Here is an 18,806-nt window from a genome sequence, read left to right on the forward strand (position 1 = left end):
ATGGTGGATAAATTGAACTCTAAAGCTGGTTCTTGTAAAGGGATTTTAGTGAATGTTCTGTCGGCAGATAAAATAATAAAGAGTAAGATGACGGATAGTAATGGGGCTATCAGTGAAAATGCTTCTGTGGAGCACCCTGTTATTTCAGAAGAGGAAGGTGCGGCGGCTTTCGCGCGTGTGATGGCGCAGTTAAAAGCGCAGGTTGGTATTGAGGCTTATACGAGTTGGTTTGGTCGTGTGAAGCTTGCTGAGTATAGTCGTAATCTTGTAAAACTTTCTGTTCCTACAGCATTTTTGCGCTCATGGATTAATAATCACTATGGTTCTCTTTTGATAAATTTATGGAAACAAGAAAATTCAATGATTCTTCGCGTTGAAGTCATCGTTCGCGGTATGAAGCGCGTCTCAGGAGGTGTAGTCTGTAAGACGGGGACAGCTCCTGCTGTTCTAGAGGAGCGAACACCTTCGTCTCTTGTTGAGAGTTACACAGAGCATTCCGTAAAGAATGTTCAAACGGGTGTTTTTGGTTCACCACTTGATTCTCGTTATACTTTTGAAAGTTTTGTAGAGGGTTCTTCTAACCGTGTTGCTTTAGCTGCTGCACGTTCGATTGCAGAAGGACATAAAAGTGCTTTAAGATTTAATCCTCTTTTTATTCACGCATCTGTAGGTTTAGGGAAAACACATCTGCTTCAAGCAATTGCAGCTGCAGCACTGAAGCGTTTTACGCCTGCACGGGTTATTTATTTGACCGCTGAATATTTTATGTGGCGTTTTGCGACGGCTATTCGTGATAATGACGCTCTTTCTTTTAAAGAGCAGCTCCGTGATATTGATCTTCTCATCATTGATGATATGCAATTTTTGCAGGGAAAATCGATACAGCATGAATTTTGTCATTTACTTAATATGCTGCTTGATAGTGCAAAACAGGTTGTTGTAGCCGCGGATCGTCCACCGGCGGAATTGGAGTCGCTTGATCTTCGTGTTCGGTCTCGTCTTCAAGGAGGAGTGGCTCTTGAAATTGAAGCACCAGATTATGAAATGCGTTTGAAAATGCTACATCAACGGTTGAAGGTGGCGCAACAAGATGACAATATGATTTCGATTTCCGATGATGTTTTGGAGTATATTGCGAAAATAGTTTTAGGTTCGGGACGTGATATTGAAGGAGCGTTTAATCAGTTATTATTTCGTCAATCTTTCGAGTCTGATTTGTCGTTAGAACGGATTGATGAGTTATTGGGTCATTTGACACGTTCTGGTGAACCTAAACGTATTCGGATTGAAGAAATTCAGCGCACGGTTGCGCGTCATTATCATGTTTCCAAGCAGGATTTATTGTCTAATCGTCGGACTCGTACGGTTGTGAAGCCACGGCAAGTTGCGATGTATTTGGCAAAAATGTTGACTCCTCGCTCGTTGCCAGAAATTGGACGCCGATTTGGAGGGCGTGATCATACAACAGTTTTACATGCTGTACGTAAAATTGAAGATTTGGTTTGTGGTGATCAGACTTTAGCCAAAGAGCTTGAATTGCTTAAGCGGCTGATTGGGGAGCAAGCTGCATAGTGTTTATAGTTTTGCCTCTTTTGGGAAAACTCTCGCAGAGAATTTCACGAGGGGGGCTATTTTTTCTTATAGAGGAGTTACTTGCCATTTTAAGAGAGGTTGAATAGGATCTGGTGAGTGATTCTTAGGGGGATGGGTTATTTTCTAGAGAATTTCTATAGTTTTGATAAATTATAATGGAGATTTTATGCGTATTACAGTTGATCGCAGTCAATTTCTCAAATCTCTTGGTCGCGTTCACCGCGTGGTGGAGCGCCGTAATACTGTTCCTATTTTGTCAAATGTGTTGATTGACGCCGAGAATGGGATTGTGCAACTAAAGGCAACAGATCTTGATTTAGAAGTTACAGAATCTTTTATTGCCAGAGTTGAACAAACCGGGGCAATAACTGTTCCAGCACATTTATTGTATGACATAATTCGGAAATTTCCTGATGGCAACGAGATTATATTATCAGTTGATGAGAATCAAGCAAGTATGATGTCTGTTGTTTCTGGTTGTGCGAACTTTCAGCTTCAGTGTCTTCCGAAGACAGATTTTCCAGAATCTCTTCCGGGGCAGTTTGGTTATCGTTTTTCTCTATCGGCATCGGGGTTTAAGCGTTCGCTTGATTGTACGCAGTTTGCTATTTCAACTGAAGAAACCCGTTATTATCTTAATGGTGTTTATTTTCACGTTATTAATGATGATATTCTGAAGTTGCGTTTGGTTGCTACCGATGGTCATCGCTTGGCACAAGTTGACATAGAGGCTCCTTCAGGCATTGATGGAATGCCAGGCGTCATTATCCCCCGTAAAACCGTAGGAGAATTGCAAAAGCTTCTTTCCGAAGAAATTGATGGCGATATACGTGTAGAGCTTTCAGAAACAAAGATTCGTTTTTCTTTAGGTTCTGTAGTTTTTACATCAAAGTTAATTGATGGAACATTTCCAGACTACCAACGCGTTATTCCTACTGAAAATGATAAAAAGCTAATTGTCAACAGGCAGGATTTTTCTTCTGCGGTTGATCGTGTTTCAACAATTTCGAATGATCGTGGGCGTGCGGTGAAGTTAACGATTGATCGTGGGCAATTGAGACTTGTCGTTAAAAATCCTGATTCTGGGAGTGCGGAAGATCAATTAGCAGCAACTTACACGTCTGATCCGCTTGAGATAGGATTTAATTCACGTTATCTATTGGATATTGCTGGGCAGCTTTCAAGCGATGAGATGGTTTTCATGTTAGCTGAGTCTGGGGCGCCAGCTTTGATTCGTGATAATGATAATGCGGATGCACTTTATGTGCTGATGCCTATTCGTGTTTAGGGACGATAGTTTTGAATGCATGGCTGATCGTGTGCACAAAGTAGCAGTTAGACAACTAAAGCTTATGCGTTATCGCAATTATCCTTCCTTTAATATTCATTTTTCAGGTCAGCATGTAGTTTTTATTGGCCATAACGGTGCTGGTAAGACTAACCTTTTAGAGGCACTATCTTTTCTTTCTCCTGGTCGTGGCTTACGGCGTGCAGCTTATTCTGATGTTAGTTTTGCAGATGGTGGAGGTGGAGGATTTGTTGTATTTGCGCGTCTTCAATGTGCGCTTTATGGTGAAGTAAATATTGGTACAGCTTTGGAAATTGGTGATAACAGTCGAAAAGTACATATTAATGGTGTGAATGAAACAGGAGATTGTCTAACAGATTATTGTCATATTATTATCCTAACTCCTTCCATGGATGGGATTTTTACAGGTTCTTCACTTGAACGCCGCCGCTTTTTAGATCGTATGGTTTTGGCTATTGATCCTTTGCATGGTCGCCGCATAGCAGATTATGATAGAGCTATGCGCGCACGTAATCGTTTGTTTTTGGATGGAAGTGAAGATTGTGCTTGGTTTGATGCTTTAGAAAAGCAGATGGCAGCATTGGCGACGGCTATTGCTGCGGCGCGTGTCGACATTATTCGGCTTTTAAATGACATGTTTGCACAAACACCATCTCAGATACCTTTTCCACGGGCTTTTTTGCAAATTGATGGTTTTTTAGAAACGGCTCTCAGTAAGATATCAGCGGTTGAGGTCGAAGAAAAATTTTGTGATCAATTACAGCATAACCGCGCAATAGATCGTGCCGCTGGGCGGACATTAGAAGGACCACATCGCACAGATTTACAGGTTTTTTATGCTGATAAAAATATAGCCGCAACATCTTGTTCAACAGGTGAACAAAAAGCCCTTCTGACAGGTTTGGTTTTGTGTCATGCACGTTTAACAGGTGTGATGTCGGATAGGGCTCCTATTCTTCTTCTTGATGAAATGGCTGCTCATCTTGATTCTTATCGTCGTGCTGCTTTATTTGATATTATTGATGATTTAGGTGGGCAAACATTTATGACAGGAACAGATCGCATTTTATTTGATTCTTTAAAAGGACGAGCAGAGTTTTTCGAGATTAAAGATGGAGCTTTATTACAATAAAAAGCAGCAAAAACATGCTAAAATTTTTTATAAGGTGATGGTTGAGGCGAAGAGGCTTACTATGTCTACAATTATAACGGTTTTAAATGGTCCTAATCTAAATTTTCTAGGTCAACGTGAGCCAGAAATTTACGGAACCGAAACTCTAGAAGATATTGAAAAATTGTGCATGGAATGGGCAACAAGAGCTAATATGATAATACACTTTCATCAAAGTAACTGTGAGGGTCAATTGCTAGAATGGATACAGGCAGCGATTGGGGTGAGTGCTGGATTGATTATTAATCCAGCTGCTTACAGCCATACATCTGTTGCAATTCTTGATGCATTAAAAATGTTTACAGGTCCCGTAGTAGAAGTTCACTTATCCAATATTTATCAGCGTGAGGGCTTTCGTCATCAGTCCTATGTTTCTTCAGCTGCGAATGCAGTTATTGTTGGGTGTGGTAGTGAAGGATATTTGTTTGCTCTTGAATATATCGCTAAGAGGCTTAAGTCTGCTATAAAAGTGGCAAAGGTTGTATAATCTCAATGAGGTTGTTTGAATTTACTTGATAATTATTTTTAAATAGGTAAGCATGTCCGTAAGGTGTCATCGGTTTCTTGGCAACAATTTACGATGTGTATGATGGGGCAGGTGAAATGAGAAACTTTGTTAAACAAATAAAGATGCTCGTGATTCTAGGGGTGGCGTTGCTTTTATCTGGTTGTAAGTTTGACGTTATTCACCCAGCGGGGTATGTTGCGCGGCAACAGCTTTTTTTGATTGTTATTTGTGTCGCTGTTATGCTTTGCGTTGTGATTCCAGTTATGGTCAGTGTGGTTTTTTTGGCCATTAAGTATCGTGCGTCGAACAGTGCAGGAGAGTATTTACCTGATTGGGGGCATTCTAATAAAATTGAGACATTTATGTGGGGTATTCCAGTTGTAATTGTAATGGTTCTAGGTTCATTAACAGCTTATTATACCTATAAGCTTGAACCAGAGAATCCTCTTCCGGTGGAAATCGTTGGTGAAGAGAAGCCATTACAAGTAGATGTTGTTGCGCTTGATTGGAAATGGCTTTTTATTTATCCTGAATACAATATTGCATCGATCAATGAAATTTACGCGCCTAAAGGTCGTCAGGTTTTTTTGCAGTTAACATCAGAAAATTCTGTAAATGCCTTTTGGGTACCAAAACTAGGTACAGTTCTTTACACTATGCCACAGATGAATTCTAAATTGCATCTGGTAGCAGATAAGCAAGGAATATTCAAAGGAACTTCTGCAAATTACAGCGGTGATGGTTTTGCAAATATGCGATTTAAATGGCATTCTGTATCTTCGCAAGACTTTGATAATTGGATTGCTAAAGCGCGGTCTCATGGGAAAGTTCTTGATCGTACATCTTATCGTCAGCTTTCCATTGCGCCTCGTATGGGTGATGTTGCTGCGAAAGAAAAAGATGCTGAAGTGCGTTATTTTGCACCTGTTGAGGAGCGGCTTTACTATCGGATTGTTAATCGATGTGTCGATGAAAATACGGTGTGTAATGAAGATTTAATGAAGCGTGCTGCGGCTCAGACGCTTTGGGGTGCGCTTTGTTCTGTTTTTGATCCTGGTGTTATTTAGAGCATCAATCGAGAAAGAAACCCTTTTAAAATAAGGTTTCTTTTAAATGAAATTCATTTGATATGGGTTGAGAAATGTTTGGAAGACTTACAGATCCTACAGCTGGTGCTTTTCATGCACTTGCACATGAGCCGATTGTTTTATACACATGTATTGCGATTATTTTTGGTGGTTTAGCTGCTGTTATTGCTTTAACAGTGCTTGGGTGGTGGGGAGTTTTATGGCGCAATTGGATTACAACAGTTGATCATAAACGCATCGGTATTATGTATATCGTTCTTGGTGTTATCATGCTTGTTCGTGGTTTTGCTGATGCAATTATGATGCGGACACATCAGGCTATGGCGCTTGGGGGTGAAACGGCGGGGTATTTGCCTCCTGATCATTTTGATCAGATTTTTTCGGCCCATGGTACTATTATGATTTTCTTCATGGCTACGCCGATTTTGTTTGGTCTTTTCAATTATCTCATACCACTTCAGATTGGCGCTCGTGATGTTGCCTTTCCTTTTGCCAATAATTTGGGATTTTGGATTACAGCTGCAGGAGCGGTATTGATTAACATATCTCTAGGTGTTGGGAATTTTGGTCGTGGTGGTTGGTTGATGTATCCACCTTTCTCTGAGTTACAAGGCAGTCCAGACACGGGAGTAGATTATTATTTATGGTCGCTTCAACTTTCTGGTATCGCGACAACGATGGGTGCAATCAATTTTGTCGCGACCATTATTAAAATGCGTGCTCCCGGGATGACAATGATGAGAATGCCTGTTTTTTGTTGGAGCGCTTTTGTTAGCAATGTTCTTATTTTAGTTATTTATCCTGTTTTGGCTGTAGCATTTGCGCTCTTGGCATGTGATCGTTATTTGAGCATGAATTTCTTTACCAATGTTGGTGGCGGAAATCCGATGGTGTGGATTAACTATGTTTGGATTTTTGGTCATCCTGAAGTTTATGTTTTGGTTGTTCCTGCTTTTGGGATTGTTTCTGAAGTTGTGTCGACCTTCTCTTCAAAACGCCTCTTTGGTTATACTTCAATGGTATGGGCAATGTTGGTTATCTTGATTCTTTCGCTTGTTGTTTGGGGACACCATTTTTTCACAATGGGTGGCGGTGAGGCTGTGAATACTTTCTTTGGTATTGCAACGATGGTCATATCAGTTCCAACAGGTGTTAAAGTTTTTAATTGGTTGTTGACTATGTATAAAGGCCGAATTCGTTTTGAGCCTCCGATGCTTTGGTGTATGGGAATGATCTTTACGTTCGTTGGTGGTGGATTAACGGGCGTTTTGATGTCTATCGTGCCTGCTGATTGGCAGTTTCATAATTCGCTCTTTTTAGTAGCACATTTTCACCATACAATTATTGGAGGTGTCGTTTTTGCATATTTAGCTGGGCTTGCTTTTTGGTTTCCAAAAGTTTTTGGCTATAAACCGAATCGTGCATTGGGTATTGCATCTTTCTGGTGTTGGTTCATTGGTTTTTACCTTGCTTTTTTTCCAGTCTATGCACTTGGTTTAATGGGTGCGACACGTCGTCTCCAGCATTATATGGAACCTAGTTGGCAGCCGATGTTTATAATTGCTGCGTTAGGTGCTTTTATTATTTTGCTTGGTATCCTTTGTTTTGTGCTGCAAGTTGTGTTGGCGATTTGGTATGGTATCAAGCATAAAGGACGTTTGCCGGTAACGTTAAATGATTCTTGGGGTGATGCACGTACGCTTGAGTGGTCTATTTCTTCACCTCCTCCTGCTTACAATTTTGCAATAATTCCAGAAGTACAGGCTGATGATGCTTACTGGAACATGAAGAAAAATGGTTATCAGCGTCCAACAAGTGGATTTTCAAAAATCCATATGCCTTCCAATACATCAGCAGGGATTATTGCAGGGTTCTTTTCATTAGTTGTTGGTTTTGCGCTTGTGTGGCATATTTGGTGGCTTGTTGCGATTGGGTTGATTGGTTTTATTGCAACGATTGTGTGTCATTCATTAACGGGTGATCATCATGGTTACTATATTTCAGCTGAAGAAGTGCAAAAAACTGAGGATGTTTTTACAGCTGTTCTTAAAAAACAAGGAGCAACAGTATGAGTACGATGACAATGAATGATGTTCACATCGATGAACATCATCACGATAGCAGCTCAATAATGACATTTGGTTTTTGGGTCTATATTCTTTCGGATTTGATTCTATTCTCAACGCTTTTTTCAAGTTTTGCTGTTTTTTCTGCTTCTTATGGTGGTGGAAAAGCGGGCAATGAATTTATTAATTTAAAGTTTGTTTTGGTTGAAACTACTATTTTGTTATTGTCATCAATCACTTATGGGTTTGCAATGGTACAAGTGCATAAAGGCAGTCTCAGTGCTGTACGTTTATGGATGGCTATTACCTTTATGCTTGGATGTTGCTTTATTGGAATGGAAACTTATGAATTTCATGAACTTTTGGGTGAGGTGTTCTACTACGATCCTGGTGCTTATGCTGGTATTGATCCTGCGACGGGCTTACAGCTTTTTGGGCGAGAGGTATTATCTGCCTATTGGTCAGCGTTTTTCGCTTTGGTAGGCACCCATGGTCTTCATGTGAGTGCTGGTCTTCTTTGGATGGTGGTTATGTTTTTTCATCTTCGTCGTCATGGTTTGGATCAGGATAATAAGACACGTTTAGCATGCCTTTCAATTTTTTGGCATTTACTTGATATTGTTTGGGTTGGTGTTTTCACTATGGTTTATTTGTTAGGAGCACTGTAATGAGCATGCATAACGAAGCACATGGTCCCAGCACTGGTTCCTATTTAATTGGTTTTATTTTGGCCGTATTTTTCACTTTAGGCTCTTTTATTCCTGTGATGTATGGAATGATGGAAAGTTGGGCAATTAGCACGAAGGTTGCATACCTTATTGGGATGGCGATTATTCAAATTATCGTGCAAATTGTTTTCTTTTTGCATTTAAATTCTGGTCCAGATGCTAAATGGAATTTAAGTGCTTTATGGTTTGCGGTCATTTGCGTTTTTGTTATTATTGGAGGTACTTGGTGGGCTATTTCCCATCTGAATTATAATATGATGGGTGGTTCAGGACGTATTATTGAGTCGGAGATATCAGAAAGAGGCAGTTCTGTATCGACGGAGAAATTATCAGACACACAAGAGATTTTAGGAGATTTATTAAGTAATGGGGTGCTTAAGGAGCAATCACCAAATACACAAACTCCTGTAGGGCAATCACCAAATATGCAAACTCCTGTAGGGCAGGCACCAGGCGTAGAAATGCCCGTAGGGCAAGCGCCAAATATGCAAACTCCTGTAGGGCAGGCACCAGGCGTAGAAATGCCCGTAGGGCAAGCGCCAAATATGCAAACTCCTGTAGGGCAGGCACCAGGCGCAGAAATGCCTGTGGGGCAAGCGCCAAATACACAAACTCCTGTAGGGCAGGCACCAGGCGCAGAAATGCCTGTGGGGCAAGCGCCAAATACACAAACTCCTGTAGGGCAGGCACCAGGCGTAGAAATGCCCGTAGGGCAATCACCAAATATGCAAATTCCTGTAGAGCAGGCACCAGGCGTAGAAATGCCTGTGGGGCAATCACCAAATATGCAAACTCCTGTAGAGCAGGCACCAGGCGTAGAAATTCCTACGGAATAAGTCTAAATGGGTTGGCTTCTGTAAAACTAGTTGCTAAGGATGAAAACAATTCATAGAGCCAATGCATTTAGCATTGGCTCTTTTTAACGTATGAGTTACAAAAAATTTTGTAGAATGTAAGGTGAGTGATAGATATAGGAGCTATGGAGTTATCACCACGATTTTGAATGTGTTTTTATGGCAGAGTTTATGGACAGTTTAGTGAAGCTTTAATTTTGATTTGAGATCAGCATCCATTTATAGAATATATGAAAATGACTGCACAATTCAGTTCAAAAAGCATGAGAGTTTTGAAAAGGTTTTATATTATGTTAGAATAAGATTATGAAAGAATAGTATTTTCAAAGTTAGTGAACTTGTATTAAAAGTATTTACGGCAAAAACCTGTAATTAGAATTATAAACTAAAATTTATAAAATAATTAGAAAATTTAATGAAAGCTATTTCAACGACAATTATTGGTGCTGGTTCTTTTGGCACTGCCTTGGCTATTGCTCTTACTCGCAATGGCCGTCGTGTTTTACTTTGGGGATATAATCCTCAACACATCAAAGAATTACAGAAAGACCGCTGCAATCAGGCATTTTTGCCTGATATTCTATTTCCTGAAAATCTATTGCTTGAAGCTTCACTTGAAACTGCAATAACAGCAAGTCACAATATATTAATTGCTGTTCCAAGTCATGTATTTCATCAGGTATTACACAATATTAGGCCTTATTTGGATCAACATTCACGTATTATTTGGGTAACGAAAGGTTTGGAGCATGGTACAGGACGCCTTTTACAAGAAGCTGCCCGTGAGATTTTAGGTGATAAAATCCCTTTAGCTATTTTTTCTGGACCAACTTTTGCTAGAGAACTTGCTATTGGCTTGCCTACTGCAATTACGGTAGCAGCTTCTGATGATGAATTTAGTGAAGAACTACAGCAACTTTTTCATTGTAGCAAAAGTTTTAGAATTTATAAAAATTCAGATATGATCGGTGTTCAATTGGGTGGAGCAGTCAAAAATGTCATTGCTATTGGTGCAGGAATATCAGATGGCATGGGATTTGGAGCGAATGCTCGAATAGCTCTCATCACACGAGGGTTAGCTGAAATCAGTCGTTTAGGTGTTGCTATGGGCGCTGAGCTTTCCACATTTATGGGCATGACAGGCTTAGGTGATCTAGTTTTAACATGTACTGATAACCAGTCTCGCAATCGGCGTTTTGGAATGTTGCTTGGCAAAGGAGCAAGTATAAAAGAAGCGGAGAAAAAAGTTGGCCAAGTTGTTGAAGGTTATTTAAATACTAAAGAAGTGCGTACATTAGCACAACGTATAGGGATAGAAATGCCAATTACAGAGCAAATTTATCAAGTTCTATTTTGTAATAAAAGTGTTTTTGAAGCAGCTAATACATTATTGAGCCGGTCACTTAAAGACGAAACGCATAATGCAGTACGCTTTTAGATTATTCAAACACATAAAGAAATACGGTTATAATTAACGAAACTTTGAGATATGTTACGCTAACTATAGGTAAAACGGTGAAATTTTAGTGAATTATGGTTATACAAGCTAGTTTTTTCTGCGGCATAATTTAAACGTGAAAAATTTTCTCATTGCTTGGGTTGCATCTTCGAAAATAAGTTATCTTTTTCAATTGTAAGTATTATATACCCTAGAGAAAATGGCAACACGCTTTTAAAATGATCAGCACATAATCATTTTTGTACTTTTTAAAGTACCGTGAATAGTTATTCTCCACGAGTTTCTTCACTTTGTTTTAATTCTTCGAGTGTTGGCATAGACATAATGTTATAACCTGAGTCAACATAATGAATTTCACCAGTAACACCTGATGATAAATCAGAGAGTAGGTAAAGAGCAGATCTTCCTATTTCATTAATATTTACAGTGCGGCGCAATGGTGCATTACGGCGTTGATATGAAAAGATTGCACGTGCAGCTGCAATACCATTGCCAGCCAAAGTTCTGACAGGTCCTGCTGAAATTGCATTAACGCGGATATTTTGTGGACCAAAATCTGCGGCTAAATAACGTACCATAGCTTCTAAAGCAGCTTTAGCCACACCCATGATATTGTAATTAGGAACAACTTGCTGTGAAGCTCCATAAGTGAGTGTTAAAAGCGCACCTCCATTGGGCATAAGCTTACCAGCACGTTGTGCAATCTCAGTAAAGGAATAAGCCGAAATAACCATTGTACGCTTAAAGTTTTCGCGTGTTGTAACATCAACGTAACGTCCCTTTAATTGAGCTTTATCTGAAAAGCCAATTGCGTGAACAACAAAATCAATAGTTTTCCATTCTTTTTCAAGATGTTCAAAGAGGCGATCGACATTTTCAATTTTTTCAACGTCACATTCAAGCAACAATTTGCAGCCAAGTTTTTCTGCTAATGGTTGAACTCGTTTTCCAAAAGCATCTCCTTGATAGGTAAATGCTAATTCAGCTCCTGCTTTTGCTAATTGACATGCAATGCCCCATGCAATTGAGTGATCATTTGCAACCCCCATAATAAGACCACGTTTGCCCTCCATCAAACCTTTCATATTACTCTCCGTAAGACCGTGCTTGTTTCAACCAGCTAAAAAATCCTGCTTATGCATAGCGTTGGAAAACGAGCGTTGCATTGGTACCACCAAAACCAAATGTATTTGATAATACAGTATTAAGTTGTTGATGATCACGACGTTTACGAACAATTGGCATATCTGCAAAAGCAGGATCCAGTTCTTCAATATGTGCGCTCTCGCAAATAAAATTATGATTCATCATTAACAATGTATAGATTGCTTCTTGAACACCTGCTGCCCCCAAGGAATGACCAGTCAGAGATTTTGTGGCGGAAATTGGTGGACATAGATCACCTTGTCCAAAAACACGGCGGATCGCTTCTATTTCAGGAGGATCACCAACAGGCGTTGCTGTTGCATGGGGATTGATATAATCAATTTTATTATTTACCGTTGCAAGTGCCATGCGCATGCATCGCTCTGCTCCTTCACCCGATGGAGAAACCATATCGTGTCCATCAGATGTGGCACCATAACCAACAATTTCTCCATAGATTTTTGCACCACGTGCTTTAGCAACCTCTAGCTCTTCAAGAACCAAAACGCCAGCTCCACCAGCAATAACAAATCCATCACGATTGGCGTCATAAGCACGTGAAGATTTTTCTGGTACATCATTATATTTACTGGACATAGCACCCATAGCATCGAATAAAACAGATAATGTCCAATCCAGATCTTCACAACCGCCAGCAAAGATGCGATTTTGCTTGCCATATTGTATCAATTCGTAAGCATTGCCAATACAATGGTTAGAGGTAGCACAGGCCGAAGATATTGAATAGTTCACGCCTTTAATTTTGAAAAAAGTCGCAAGCGTTGCGGATGCTGTAGAACTCATTGCTTTAGGAACAACAAAAGGACCAATGCGCTTTGGACCTTTCTGACGCGTGACGTCAGCGGCTTCAACGATTGATTGAGTCGAAGGACCTCCAGAGCCCATAATGATGCCCGTATGTTCATTTGATACTTCATGAGGTTCTAGACCCGCATCAGCGATCGCTTGATTCATGGCGATATGATTCCAAGCTGTTCCGCGTCCGTGAAAACGCAGAGCACGCCGATCAACCAATTCTTCTACATTAATATCAGGTTTTCCATAAACTCTGCTACGGAATCCTAATTCGGCATACTGGGGTGCGTAAGAAATTCCAGACTTTGCTTCACGCAAACTAGTTAAAACGACTTGAGGGCTATTTCCAATCGCGGAGACAATTCCCATTCCAGTTACAACAACTCGACGCATTCATACCTCCTTGTTTCATAAAGAATAACAAAATGTCCCTTCTAATGGAAATAATTTCAATCTTCTTTAAATAAAGCAACGCGTAAATCACTAGCTTTATAGATGGTTTCTCCATCTGCTTTTACCCATCCATCAGCTATTCCTAAAACCAAATTTCCACGTCGGATACGTTTAAAATCTATTCCATATTCAAGCAGTTGAGTTTGCGGGGTCACCATACCTGATAGTTTCACCTCACCTGTTGATATAGCTCTTCCTTTTCCAAGTTCACCTAACCAACCGAGAAAAAAACCTGTTAATTGCCACATACCATCTAAACCGAGACATCCTGGCATGACTGGATCACCTATAAAGTGACAGTCAAAAAACCATAGTTCCGGAGTAATGTCAAATTCAGCACGAACCATTCCTTTATTATATTCACCACCAGTTTCATTGATTTGATTGATTCGATGAATCATTAACATTGGCGGTGCTGGTAATTGCGCATTACCCTTACCAAACATTTCGCCGCGAGCGCAGCTTAGAAGTTCTTCATAAGTGTAGCGAGACTTTTGTTCAGCCATTGTTACTCCATTTATTTTGTGTATATTTTGACTTCTGCGCTTTTCCTTAACTTACTTTTAGAGCAAATTTTAAGGAGAGGGAAATGATTTTATATCATTTTTAATGACAAAATCCCTTTTTTATGTATCCTACACCAATCAATGGTATTTAGAAATGGAACATAGGAATTATATTGTACCATTTTCATTTTTTATATTTTAATCTTATTTGAACAGAAACATATTGTGGTTTTTAACATGTCAGTGAGCGCAGACGATTTAGGTTTAAATGAAGAACAACAAACCGCGAAAGATTGTGAGAAGGTTGTGGGTTATTATTCTGCCTCTATGTTAGAAAAATGTTTGCGTCAAAATGGTTTGCGGCCAACACGCCAGCGGTTAGAACTTGCCAATATGATTTTTTCTCAAGGAAATCGTCATATTGCTGCTGAAGAGCTTTATGAAGAGGCAAGTAAATTGGGTGTACCTGTGTCTTTGGCAACGGTTTACAATACACTTCATCAATTTACTGAAGCGGGATTATTACGGATTATTGCTGTAGAAGGTTCGAAAACTTGGTTTGATACCAATACGTCTGATCACTGTCATTTTTATATAGAAGGTGAAAATCGTATTCTTGATATTCCTTGTAATTCAGGAGAAGCTCCCATCATTGGCAATTTGCCTCAACCGCCAGAGGGCATGGAAATTTCACATGTTGATTTGATAGTTCGGTTAAAACCAAAGAACTGATTTGATGGTAGAACAGGAAAATTTCAATAAGGAATAAAGATTGAATTTGATTGATTAGAAGTTTCATCAACTTTTTATTTTTTCATCAGGATAGATTCCCCATAATTGGGACTGAGGAAGCCATCCTCGAGTATTACTAAGATTTAGTTCGCACCAGTATCCGTCGCATTGGCGGATATAACCGGTAACATTAGGTTCTACTTCTGCCACAACTTCTGCGTTGTCAGTGGGGCTTTTGCGCAACATCAGCCTTTTTGTTTTATCTTTTTGCCATGGAACAGTTATAGCGGTTCGTTTTCCTGATAAAAGAGATTGATATACCCACCCCTCATCACCTTCAGAATCACGAATTTTACGCCATTGATCGTATTCCTGGATAATTTCAATAGGCAAACCCTGCTTTTTGTAAGTAAAAATGATAGAATAATTGCTTCCTGGTCCGATACGCACGTTAACACGCGTGGGCTTAATTGAAGCAAATCGCGGGAGCGGTAAACCACTTGGTCCTAAATTTTGATTGAGTGTTTGTGCATGCAAAAAATAGGATGCACTAAATACAAAAACTTCTGCTATTAGAATAGATAATGCAAGTACTGAGAATCGAAACCAACTAAGATATTGCACACTTAAACCTTTTTATCCCTTCATTTCACACACTAGTAATCCAGGAATTGGAATATAGGATCGAAAATTGATTAAAGCTATGGCATACTGCTGGTTAAAGAGATCTAAACAACAAAGAAATTATTATAAAAATAATGGAATAAGTAAGGTAAAAATTTGCATATTTTAAATGTAGCTTTGTTTACAAAGATACCTTTAAATAAATTTCCAGTTCTCATGTAGTTGTATGATTGAGATGAATATTGAGTATTAAAACAGTTAAATATTTTGTAAGCTGTATAAGCTTTTGTGTGACAGATAAAAATATTATCTCACGCTTTTAGTTTTTAAGTTCTTTAACGACGTCATCTCCTTCATGAAGCAAGCAATATCATTATGCTATCATTTACGTACCTATTTTAAAAAAGCATTTCTTATTGTTCACAGCACAATCTCACAACGGCATCTATGAATGCCATAATATAAAATTGATTGGGTACTAGCATCCTTACTTATATAAAGTATAAACTACGATTATCATTTTATTTATCAGCTCAAAATATAGCTAATTCTATTGTATTAAGATAGTTTCATAAGAGAGATACTAATTTCTTTTCTTAAATAGTTTTTATTTCATCACGGGAAAGCGTAAAGTGAAGAATCCTACCATCTTTGAAATTCTTAATTCAACTATAAAACGATAAATTATTATAAATCAGTATATTATACATTAACGTAAAGATAATGGTTATTAATGTTAATTTTTCTTACAAATTTTGCAGTTTTGTTATGGGGTGCTACGATCTGATTAATGGCTAATGCTGTATGTAATACCCTAAAAAATAAATCGGATTACATGGATATATATCAATTTTGGATTATTATCTTTAGCACTGTAAAAAATTGTTTTAGAGGGCACTGATATCAGGCACATTCGTGTATGTTAAAAATATAATTGTTATTAATGTCTAATTTAATTTATGCATAAACTAAATATGGAAGTGTATAATTGAACGGAAGACTCAGAACAGGACGCACTCGTAGAGTATACAGAGTGAATCATATAAGTGGTAAGTAGGGAACAAACCAAAAGAAACTAATTTATAATCAGATTATTTGTGATTAAGAATATTTGTTCTTTAGAGTGGGGATGATGTCAATGGATATCAAGAATTACAAAATTTTATTGCTTTACTGAATAATAAGGAAGAGAATTGTGTATCTGATATTTTGCCCTTTGCATACACAATTACACATCATAACAGTAATCTATATTTCACGATCCAGGCTAATTGAGAGAATTTAAAATATGCTAAACATAAATAGCAGGTAAAAAATCTTTACGGAACTTTTATACAATAAAAACTATACTGATAAACGGGCAAATGACATCCAACAACTTCTGTATGCTTCATATAGAGACAATCAATCTTAACACTTTACACATGATAATTCTTTTCCTTCTGAAACAGCAAAGAGTAAAGTAAATCCCACAACACTAACACAAAAAATCACAACCCTTGCGTTTATAGAAAAATTACAGTGAACAAAAACAAGGCAAAAAAAACACCCAACTATGCACACGCCCTTAGCAACATAGCCCTTTACATCAGATTAACAGAGGTTCAATTACACACTATTTCGACGTAGCAATTCGACCGTGACTAACAAAACCTTCTCTCTGTGCACGTTTACGAGCAAGCTTACGTGTACGGCGAATAGCCTCAGCTTTCTCACGAGCACGTTTTTCTGATGGTTTTTCATAATAACCACGCATTTTCATTTCACGAAAGATACCTTCACGTTGCATCTTTTTTTTCAACGCGCGTATCGCCTGATCAACATTATTATCACGAACAAGTACTTGCACTATTTATCCTGCTTTATTTTAGTGTCATAAATGATAGAAAAAAAATCACTTCCTTTTGAAAAAATATCTAAAAGGAAACACAATGGGGAAGCATATCATATAAAGAAGGTACTTGTCTATACGCTTTTAAAAATTCTATTCTTTTTACTATAAGAATTTTTTATAATGAACGATTGAGTTTATAGGCACAAGCTTATGAGAGTCCTTGTATCTGTTCATTTTTGTCAAGGTAAATTTTTTTAGCAATGGGATCACGTGGTAAGCCAGGCATAGTCATGACATCTCCGCAAATGACGACAATAAAGCCAGCACCTGCCAAGAGGCGAACTTCACGCACAGGGATTTCAAAATCAACAGGAGCACCATATTGGGTGGGATCGGAAGAAAATGAATAAGGTGTTTTCGCTATACAAATAGGGTATGTATTATAACCCTCTTTTTCCCAGGATTCTAGCTGTCTGACAATAGGATCTGCGATCACAGCTCCACGACCACCGTAAATATTTTTTATAATAGAATTAATTTTCTGGATGAGTGGTAGATCATCTTGATACAGAAATTTAAAACCGGTATTTTTTTCTTCAATTAAGGTCACGAGTTCTTGTGCAAGTTCTATGGCGCCTTTTCCACCCTGTTTCCAATGTGTGCAGACAACAGCTTTGTGTCCAGTTTTTGCAACTATTTTTTGTAACGTGCTTATTTCGGCGTCGCTATCGGTATCAAAATGATTGATAGCGATAACACAGGGGATAGCATAATGATTCATATTCTGGATATGTCGTAAAAGATTGGAAGCACCCTTTTGTAAAGCGGAGATATTCTCTTCTTTTAGGTTGTTTTTACTCACACCGCCATTCATTTTTAATGCGCGAATTGTGGCGACAACAACTGTAGCATCTGGTACAATACCCGCTTGCCGACATTTAATGTTAAAGAATTTTTCTGCTCCAAGATCGGCTCCAAATCCTGCTTCTGTGATAACATAATCGGCGAGTTTTAAGGCAGTTTTTGTTGCTATAACTGAATTACAGCCATGAGCAATGTTGGCAAAAGGTCCTCCGTGGATCAGAACAGGGTTATTTTCAATTGTTTGTACAAGATTGGGTTGCATGGCATCTTTGAGAAGAACTGTCATTGCACCTTCTGCTTTAAGATCAGCAGCTGTTACGGGTGTTTTATCATACCGGTAGGCAACAATAATTTTTTTAAGTCTTTGCGTAAGATTTTCTAGATTTTTAGCAAGACAAAAAATGGCCATAATTTCTGATGCAACAGTAATATCAAAACCTGTTTGATGTGGAAAACCGTTGGTTACGCCGCCTAATGAAATAACGATATCACGCAATGCACGGTCATTCATGTCAAGGACTCGTTTCCAAACAACACGGCGTGGATCAATATTCAGGGTGTTTCCCCAGTAAATATGATTATCAATCATTGCGGCAAGAAGATTATGAGCAGCTGTAATGGCATGAAAATCACCGGTAAAATGCAAATTAATATCATCCATTGGTACGACTTGGGCATAACCACCTCCAGCAGCACCACCTTTTATACCAAAACAGGGGCCTAAAGATGGTTCCCTTAGGGCAGCTATGGTTTTTTTTCCAACGAGATTGAGAGCATCACACAGTCCAACAGTTGTTGTTGTTTTTCCTTCTCCAGCAGGCGTTGGGTTGATCGCAGTGACGAGGATAAGTTTACCATCCGGATTTTGATTGAGTGATTTTATGTACGTAGAAGAAATTTTAGCTTTGTCATGTCCGTAAGGAATGAGATTTTCATGCGCAATACCAATTTTTTGCGCAATTTCAGTAATGTGTTGTTTTCGAGCAGAGCGAGCAATTTCAATGTCTGCGTTATGCATAGAAAAATTCTCTAAACTTAGTTTCTTTTTAACATTT

16 protein-coding genes are annotated in these 18,806 nt (G+C 38.7%); 10 read left to right on the forward strand and 6 right to left on the reverse strand.

From position 1 onward, the window contains the following. The 9 genes from dnaA to gpsA all read left to right on the forward strand — a co-directional run bounded on the left by dnaA (nucleotide 1) and on the right by gpsA (nucleotide 10,755). Nucleotides 1-1,572 carry a chromosomal replication initiator protein DnaA gene (dnaA, locus tag V4B17_RS00005; protein ID WP_455479502.1) on the forward strand — a complete coding sequence of 524 codons (1,572 nt, stop codon included), beginning with the start codon at nucleotides 1-3 and terminating at the stop codon, nucleotides 1,570-1,572. A gap of 187 nt (nucleotides 1,573-1,759) precedes the next feature. Continuing rightward, on the forward strand, nucleotides 1,760-2,881 hold the full coding sequence (gene dnaN / locus V4B17_RS00010) for a DNA polymerase III subunit beta (RefSeq protein ID WP_455479503.1): 1,122 nt from the start codon (nucleotides 1,760-1,762) through the stop codon (nucleotides 2,879-2,881). Between the two features lie 19 nt (nucleotides 2,882-2,900). Continuing rightward, complete coding sequence (gene recF, locus V4B17_RS00015; RefSeq protein WP_455479504.1) at nucleotides 2,901-4,034, forward strand: DNA replication/repair protein RecF; 1,134 nt, start codon at nucleotides 2,901-2,903, stop codon at nucleotides 4,032-4,034. A 61-nt stretch (nucleotides 4,035-4,095) separates the two neighbouring features. Next, nucleotides 4,096-4,560 carry a type II 3-dehydroquinate dehydratase gene (gene aroQ / locus V4B17_RS00020; protein WP_455479505.1) on the forward strand — a complete coding sequence of 155 codons (465 nt, stop codon included), beginning with the start codon at nucleotides 4,096-4,098 and terminating at the stop codon, nucleotides 4,558-4,560. 116 nt (nucleotides 4,561-4,676) lie between these two features. Further along, the gene (gene cyoA, locus V4B17_RS00025) at nucleotides 4,677-5,648 is read left to right on the forward strand and encodes a ubiquinol oxidase subunit II (RefSeq protein WP_455480217.1); all 972 of its coding nucleotides are present in this window, start codon (nucleotides 4,677-4,679) and stop codon (nucleotides 5,646-5,648) included. A 74-nt stretch (nucleotides 5,649-5,722) separates the two neighbouring features. Beyond that, complete coding sequence (cyoB, locus tag V4B17_RS00030) at nucleotides 5,723-7,741, forward strand: cytochrome o ubiquinol oxidase subunit I (RefSeq protein WP_455479506.1); 2,019 nt, start codon at nucleotides 5,723-5,725, stop codon at nucleotides 7,739-7,741. After that, the gene (locus V4B17_RS00035) at nucleotides 7,738-8,403 is read left to right on the forward strand and encodes a cytochrome (ubi)quinol oxidase subunit III (RefSeq protein WP_455479507.1); all 666 of its coding nucleotides are present in this window, start codon (nucleotides 7,738-7,740) and stop codon (nucleotides 8,401-8,403) included. The genes cyoB and V4B17_RS00035 overlap by 4 nt, the downstream gene beginning before the upstream one ends. Continuing rightward, nucleotides 8,403-9,299: a cytochrome o ubiquinol oxidase subunit IV gene (cyoD, locus tag V4B17_RS00040; protein WP_455479508.1), complete on the forward strand. Its 897-nt coding sequence runs from the start codon at nucleotides 8,403-8,405 to the stop codon at nucleotides 9,297-9,299. The genes V4B17_RS00035 and cyoD overlap by 1 nt, the downstream gene beginning before the upstream one ends. A gap of 433 nt (nucleotides 9,300-9,732) precedes the next feature. After that, entirely contained in the window at nucleotides 9,733-10,755 is a 1,023-nt protein-coding gene (gpsA, locus tag V4B17_RS00045; RefSeq protein ID WP_455479509.1) for an NAD(P)H-dependent glycerol-3-phosphate dehydrogenase, read from the forward strand. 287 nt (nucleotides 10,756-11,042) lie between these two features. Here gpsA and fabI read toward each other — a convergent pair whose 3' ends face one another. From fabI to fabA, 3 genes are read right to left on the reverse strand one after another with little or no spacing between them, the layout of a single operon-like run. Beyond that, nucleotides 11,043-11,861 carry an enoyl-ACP reductase FabI gene (fabI, locus tag V4B17_RS00050; RefSeq protein WP_455479510.1) on the reverse strand — a complete coding sequence of 273 codons (819 nt, stop codon included), beginning with the start codon at nucleotides 11,859-11,861 and terminating at the stop codon, nucleotides 11,043-11,045. A 49-nt stretch (nucleotides 11,862-11,910) separates the two neighbouring features. After that, complete coding sequence (gene fabB / locus V4B17_RS00055) at nucleotides 11,911-13,131, reverse strand: beta-ketoacyl-ACP synthase I (protein WP_455479511.1); 1,221 nt, start codon at nucleotides 13,129-13,131, stop codon at nucleotides 11,911-11,913. Nucleotides 13,132-13,187: 56 nt separating this feature from the next. Then, entirely contained in the window at nucleotides 13,188-13,697 is a 510-nt protein-coding gene (gene fabA, locus V4B17_RS00060; RefSeq protein WP_455479512.1) for a 3-hydroxyacyl-[acyl-carrier-protein] dehydratase FabA, read from the reverse strand. A 237-nt stretch (nucleotides 13,698-13,934) separates the two neighbouring features. Here fabA and irrA point away from each other — a divergent pair, with 237 nt between their 5' ends. Beyond that, the gene (irrA, locus tag V4B17_RS00065; RefSeq protein WP_455479513.1) at nucleotides 13,935-14,429 is read left to right on the forward strand and encodes an iron response transcriptional regulator IrrA; all 495 of its coding nucleotides are present in this window, start codon (nucleotides 13,935-13,937) and stop codon (nucleotides 14,427-14,429) included. Nucleotides 14,430-14,495: 66 nt separating this feature from the next. Here the strand turns inward: irrA and V4B17_RS00070 are convergent, their stop codons facing one another. The 3 genes from V4B17_RS00070 to V4B17_RS00080 form a co-directional block, all read right to left on the reverse strand. Beyond that, the gene (locus V4B17_RS00070) at nucleotides 14,496-15,053 is read right to left on the reverse strand and encodes an SH3 domain-containing protein (protein WP_455479514.1); all 558 of its coding nucleotides are present in this window, start codon (nucleotides 15,051-15,053) and stop codon (nucleotides 14,496-14,498) included. 1,615 nt (nucleotides 15,054-16,668) lie between these two features. Then, on the reverse strand, nucleotides 16,669-16,902 hold the full coding sequence (rpsU, locus tag V4B17_RS00075; protein ID WP_455479515.1) for a 30S ribosomal protein S21: 234 nt from the start codon (nucleotides 16,900-16,902) through the stop codon (nucleotides 16,669-16,671). 193 nt (nucleotides 16,903-17,095) lie between these two features. Continuing rightward, complete coding sequence (locus V4B17_RS00080) at nucleotides 17,096-18,769, reverse strand: formate--tetrahydrofolate ligase (protein WP_455479516.1); 1,674 nt, start codon at nucleotides 18,767-18,769, stop codon at nucleotides 17,096-17,098. Between the last annotated feature and the right edge of the window lie 37 nt (nucleotides 18,770-18,806).

This window comes from Bartonella sp. B23, assembly GCF_053793815.1.

Excerpts from the sequence above, each read along its gene's own strand:
- dnaA (WP_455479502.1), top strand. The coding sequence starts at position 1 with ATGGTGGATAAATTGAACTCTAAAGCTGGTTCTTGTAAAGGGATTTTA.
- dnaN (WP_455479503.1), top strand. The coding sequence starts at position 1,760 with ATGCGTATTACAGTTGATCGCAGTCAATTTCTCAAATCTCTTGGTCGC.
- recF (WP_455479504.1), top strand. The coding sequence starts at position 2,901 with ATGGCTGATCGTGTGCACAAAGTAGCAGTTAGACAACTAAAGCTTATG.
- aroQ (WP_455479505.1), top strand. The coding sequence starts at position 4,096 with ATGTCTACAATTATAACGGTTTTAAATGGTCCTAATCTAAATTTTCTA.
- cyoA (WP_455480217.1), top strand. The coding sequence starts at position 4,677 with ATGAGAAACTTTGTTAAACAAATAAAGATGCTCGTGATTCTAGGGGTG.
- cyoB (WP_455479506.1), top strand. The coding sequence starts at position 5,723 with ATGTTTGGAAGACTTACAGATCCTACAGCTGGTGCTTTTCATGCACTT.
- V4B17_RS00035 (WP_455479507.1), top strand. The coding sequence starts at position 7,738 with ATGAGTACGATGACAATGAATGATGTTCACATCGATGAACATCATCAC.
- cyoD (WP_455479508.1), top strand. The coding sequence starts at position 8,403 with ATGAGCATGCATAACGAAGCACATGGTCCCAGCACTGGTTCCTATTTA.
- gpsA (WP_455479509.1), top strand. The coding sequence starts at position 9,733 with ATGAAAGCTATTTCAACGACAATTATTGGTGCTGGTTCTTTTGGCACT.
- fabI (WP_455479510.1), bottom strand. The coding sequence starts at position 11,861 with ATGAAAGGTTTGATGGAGGGCAAACGTGGTCTTATTATGGGGGTTGCA.
- fabB (WP_455479511.1), bottom strand. The coding sequence starts at position 13,131 with ATGCGTCGAGTTGTTGTAACTGGAATGGGAATTGTCTCCGCGATTGGA.
- fabA (WP_455479512.1), bottom strand. The coding sequence starts at position 13,697 with ATGGCTGAACAAAAGTCTCGCTACACTTATGAAGAACTTCTAAGCTGC.
- irrA (WP_455479513.1), top strand. The coding sequence starts at position 13,935 with ATGTCAGTGAGCGCAGACGATTTAGGTTTAAATGAAGAACAACAAACC.
- V4B17_RS00080 (WP_455479516.1), bottom strand. The coding sequence starts at position 18,769 with ATGCATAACGCAGACATTGAAATTGCTCGCTCTGCTCGAAAACAACAC.